Genomic DNA, 5073 nt, shown 5'->3' with positions numbered 1-5073 from the left:
CGCCGCCGCGCAGGTGCCGGGCCAGGTAGCGCGCGCGCAGGGTCGTGCCGAGGCCGCGCGTGGTCAGGCCCGGCGTGACCGCGGGCGACGGCGCGGCAGGGGCCGTTCGGGCAGCCACGACCGGGGCGGGGCCGCATTCGGCCGGTGCCCAGCGGCGGACGATGGCGAGCGCGCTCCGCCGTCCGTAAGCCTGATAGTAGCGGCGCAGCAGGGTCGCGGCCGCGTCGGCGCCGTCGGCGGCGCTGCGGAAGGCGGTATGGCCCTCGGCATCGCCACCGATCTCGCCGGTCCAGCGGGCGCGCTTGATGCACCAGTAATTGTTGAGCTTGACGCAACGGGCGACGAAGGCGGGATCGCTCGCCGAGAGCCGCGCGGTCAGGGCCAGCGAATAGGGCCGCAGGGCGCTTACCGCCTCCGGCCGCCAGTTCGAGACGGCACGGTCCTGCGCCTCGTAGGCCGGCGCGGGCCGCTCGGCCGCAGCTGTGCCGTCGAAGCTTTGCGCGAGGGCGTCGAGCCCGGTCCCGGCCCGCGGCAGCAGGCTCGTCAGGACGATGAGGGCGGTGAGCAGCAAGGCGGGGGCGATCCGGGCGGGGCTGTCCGGGAAACGGCCGAGCCGCCGATCCGGTTCAGCTGGAGAGCCGCCGCAGCGCCGCTTCGTGCAGGCGCGGGTCACCCGCCGCCACGATGCGGCCGCCCTCCGTCGCCGGTCCGCCCTCCCAGTTCGTCACGACGCCGCCGGCGCCCTCCACGATCGGGATCAGGGCGACGATGTCGTAGGGCTTGAGGCCCGCCTCGATCACGAGGTCGACTTGGCCGGCCGCCAGCATGCAGTAGGCGTAGCAATCGGTGCCGTAGCGGGCGAGGCGCACCTCCGCCTGGATCGCGCCGAAGCGGTCGGCCTCGTCGCCCTCCGCGAACAGGCGCGGATCGGTGGTGCAGAGGAGGGCCGAGGCGAGGTCGGCGCAGCGGCGGGTGCGCAAGGTCCGCTCGCCGGCGGCGTTCCGGAGCTTGGCGCTGTGGCCGTCGCCGAAGAAGCGCTCGGCGAGGAAGGGCTGGTGCATCAGGCCGCGTACGGCGGTCTGGCCCTTGCGCAGACCGATCAGGGTGCCCCAGGTCGGCAGGCCGGTGATGAAGGCACGGGTGCCGTCGATCGGGTCGAGCACCCAGACGCAGTCCGCGTCGAGCCGCTCGGATCCGAACTCCTCGCCGAGGATGCCGTGGCCAGGGAAGGCATCGCGGATCATCCGCCGCATCACCACCTCCGCCGCCCGGTCGGCCTCGGTGACCGGATCGAAGGGCGCGCCGCCATGGGCCTTGTCGTCGAGGCCGAACTGGGCCCGGAAGAAGGGCAGGATCGCTCGGCCCGAGGCCTCGGCGAGATCGTCCATGAACCGGCCGAGTTCGACGACGCTCATCGGCAATTCTCCGCTCCGGGGAGGTTCGGGGCAGGTCCCGGTCCGCCGACGAAGCCCGCACCGGGCAGCCCGCGTCAAGCCCCGCGTCGCGCCGGTCCGAGGCTCTGGAGCCGGTTCCGATCAGGGTGCTTCGACCGGATCGGCGAATCCCTTCTCGATCGTGACTCGAGAAGGCACGATCCGACCGACGCGTGCGCAAGCCTCAGGCCTTGGCAAGCTCGGCCCGGTGTCCGGCGGAGACCGGCGCGGCGTCCTCCCGCACGGCGGCCATCACGGCCTCGGTGGCGGCGCGCAGGGTCGAGACGTGCTGGTTGGCCGGGACCGCCGCGGCGGCGCCCCCGACGTCATCCACCTGCCAGAGCCCGACGAGGATGGGGATCCGCGGCATACGCTGCTCGAGGCGCCGAACGAGCCGGCGCAGATGCGTGGGCTCGCCCCGGATCGCCAGCGAGACGACGCAGGTCATCCGGGCCGCGCCCGGGTCGAAGGCGTCGATATGCGCGCGGGCGAGATCGGAGAAAGGCACGACGCGGGTGCCGAGCCCGCGCTTGGCCAGAAGCTGCGCGAGGATCGCGGCCGCCGCCTCGTCGAGGAAGCCGCGGCCCGCGACGCAGAGCACGGCGCCGTCCCGCGCCCAGATCTCGGGCACCGTGGCGGGCTTGGGCGCGAAGGGCACGGTGCCGGGGCGGCCCTGGTCCTCCTCGCCGCGCTCCGTGAGCGGCGCCTCGGGCTCGCCGTCCGGGCGGTCGGCGAGTTCCTCGATCAGCTCGGTGACGCTCTCGCGGATGGCGGAGCGCTGCTCCACCGTCAGCACCCCGCGGGCGGCATCGCGGGCGGCCAGTTCGAGCCCCTTCACCACCACGCTGTCGTAATAGGCCGAGAGCGAGCATTCCTGCAGGATGAGGTCGGCATGCTCCTGCGCCTCCTCCGGATCCTCGGCGAGGATGCGCTGGTAGAAGTTCTCGACCGGGGTCAGGGCTGGACTCGATCCGAACAGCACGTCGAGGAATTCGAGCTTGTCGACGTGCCGGCCGAGCACCACGAGGCAGACGGTCAGCGGCGTCGAGAGCAGCAGGCCGATCGGCCCCCACAGCCATGTCCAGAACAGGGCCGAGACGAGCACGGCGAGCGGCGAGAGCCCCGTCGAGTGCCCGTAGAGCATCGGCTCGAAGAGCTGGCCGGCGAGCGGCTCCAGCACCACGAAGAGGAGCGCGGTGGCGATCAGCATGTTCCAGCCGGGATCGACGGCCGCGGCCAGCGCCATCGGGAACAGGGCGCAGAGGAAGGCGCCGATATAGGGCACGAAGCGCATCAGCGCCGCGAAGATGCCCCACAGGACCGGGTTCGGCACGCCGATCAGGTAGAGCCCCACGCCGATGACGAGGCCGAAGCTGGTATTGAGCGCGAGCTGGGCCACGAAGTAGCGGCTCAGGCGCCGCGCGGCATCGTCCATCGCCACCGTGGTGCGGTGGAGGTCGCTGGAGCCGGCGAGCCGGATCATGCGGTCGCGCAGATCCTCCCGCTGCATCAGCACGAAGAGCAGGACCACCACGACGATGCCGGTGGTGGCGAGCGGCTGCATCACCGGCGCGAGCACCTTCTCGGCCATCTCCAGGGGACCGGGCGGCGGTTGCCGTGTCTCGACCACCACCGGCTTCGGCTCGGGCTCCGCCTTGGCGGCGGGACCGGTCTTCTCCGCTTTCTCGGCCTGCTCGGCATTGCCGGCGGTGTGGATCGCGCGGCCGATCCCGGCGACATACTCGGTGAGCCGCCCCGCCGGGCTCTCGCGCAGGCCTTCGAGCTTACGCTCGATGGTGCGCTGGTAGCGGGGCACGTCGCTCGCGAGATCGGCCACCTGCACGCCGATCAGCGTCGCCAGGGCGGCCAGGATGCCCATCGTCACCAGGACGGTGAGACCGACCGCGAGGAGGCGCGGCAGGCGCAGGCGGCGCAGGAACTGGACGAGCGGCCCGAGCACGAAGGACAGGAGCAGCGCGATCGCGATCGGGATCAGGATCTCGCGGCCGAAATAGAGACCGGCGATGATCACCGCCGCGACGACGACCGGCGAGGCCAGCGCCGCCCGCGGCGTCTCGGCGGCCGCGACTCGGGTTGGCCGCGGCGGGATCAGCGGGCCCTCGGATGTCGACGTCGCCATGTCCCGTCAGCCCTGAAACGCCACGCGTCGGCTGCGCCCGTTGCTGCGCCGCCGCACGAGGAACCGCGGGCGGCCCGGAAACGATCCCGGAAACCGCCCGCGATTCTCACAGGGGCGTGAAGCCCGCCGGGCGACGCGCTCAGGCCCGCGCGGTGCCGGCCCGCGTCACCTCGGCCGCGTCCGTCAGGTCGGCGATGCCCCAGCACAGCCGCATCACCCGGGCCGCCTGGGGCCCGGGCAGCACGCCATCGGCGAGGTCGGCGAACTTCCGCTCCAGCATGGCGTCGGTCATCGGCTTCTCGACGCTGCCGATGGCGTGCGCGATCCGCCGGTTGAGCGTGCGGCCGTCGGTCAGCACCACGCTCATGTCGACCTGCGCGGCCTCGATGCCGGGCGTCACCACCGGCACCACCTTCTGGCGGAGCGCGACGACGCGCGGGTCGTTGACGGCGCGGTCGCTGAACTGCTTCTCGCCGCCCGCGCCCTCTACCAGGGCGACGGCGACGGCGTGGTAGATGCTGAACTTGCCTTCGAGGCCCGTCTTCGGCGCGGTCTTGCCGGTGAGCTCCAGCACCAGCGGGTGGACCTTGAGGTCGATCCGGGCCACGTCCTCAGGCTTCACGTTGTCCGCGTCCCGGACCTGGATCGCCGCGTCGATCGCCGGATGCATGACGATGCCGCAGGCGAAGGGCTTGTAGGTGTTCAGCAGCGTCTCGTAGCGCGTGCCGAGCCCCTCTGTGATCTCGCGATAATCCTGCTTGGTCGAGACGGTGTTGGCCCAGCCGCGCTTGGCCTCGATCATCCCGTCCGAGCTGGTATAGCCCTTGGCCGCCAGGATCGCCGCGAACAGCCCGTTCGACGCCGCCCGGCCCGGGTTGAAGCTCTTGTTCATGGAGCCGAACGACTCGCGCAGGCCCACCGGTTGCGAGGCGGCGAGGCCGAGCGCCCAGACCATCTGTTGCTCGGTGAGGCCCATCAGCTTGCCGGCGGCCGCCGCCGCGCCGAACACGCCCGCCGTGCCGGTGATGTGCCAGCCGACGTCGTAATGGTTCGGATAGACCGCGTTGCCGATCCGGCACTCGGTCTCGATGCCGAGCACCAGGGCGTTCAGGAAGTCGCGGCCGGAGACTGGCTTCATCTCGGCATAGGCGAGGATCGCGGAGGCGACCGGGCCGGCCGGGTGGATCACCGTCTTCAGGTGGGTGTCGTCGAAATCGAAGATGTGGCTCGAGACGCCGTTGAGGAAGGCGGCGTTCATGATGTCGAAGCGTTCGCCGCGGCCGAACAGCCCGGCCTGCGGCGGACCGGAGAAGGGCTGCAGCGCCGAGACCGCGACATCCAGCGTCTCGTGATGCGAGCCGCCGATGGCGACGCCGACCCAGTTCAGGAAGGTGCGCGTCGCCTCCTTGCGGACCGCCTCGGGCAGGTCCTCGTAGCGGGCACCGGTGACGTAGCGGGCGAGCGTCCCCGTGACGTCCTTCGGCGCCGGCGCGGGCGCCT

General features: G+C 72.1%; 3 protein-coding genes and 1 pseudogene. All 4 read right to left on the bottom strand.

Annotated features, from left to right (window positions below; genetic code table 11):
- Positions 1-571: pseudogene (locus MET9862_RS28360) on the bottom strand (hypothetical protein); the annotation flags it as partial.
- 55 nt (positions 572-626) lie between these two features.
- Positions 627-1415: a histidinol-phosphatase gene (hisN, locus tag MET9862_RS28355; protein WP_142586229.1), complete on the bottom strand. Its 789-nt coding sequence runs from the start codon at positions 1413-1415 to the stop codon at positions 627-629.
- Between the two features lie 202 nt (positions 1416-1617).
- Complete coding sequence (locus tag MET9862_RS28350) at positions 1618-3573, bottom strand: AI-2E family transporter (RefSeq protein ID WP_142586228.1); 1956 nt, start codon at positions 3571-3573, stop codon at positions 1618-1620.
- Positions 3574-3712: 139 nt separating this feature from the next.
- The coding region (locus MET9862_RS28345; RefSeq protein ID WP_142586227.1) for an MmgE/PrpD family protein at positions 3713-5073 on the bottom strand (1361 nt) is incomplete at its 5' end.

This window comes from Methylobacterium symbioticum (assembly GCF_902141845.1).
Lineage (GTDB): Bacteria > Pseudomonadota > Alphaproteobacteria > Rhizobiales > Beijerinckiaceae > Methylobacterium > Methylobacterium symbioticum.
The sequence above is the reverse complement of the archived record's forward strand: the minus strand, read 5'-3'. Positions and strand labels throughout refer to the sequence as shown.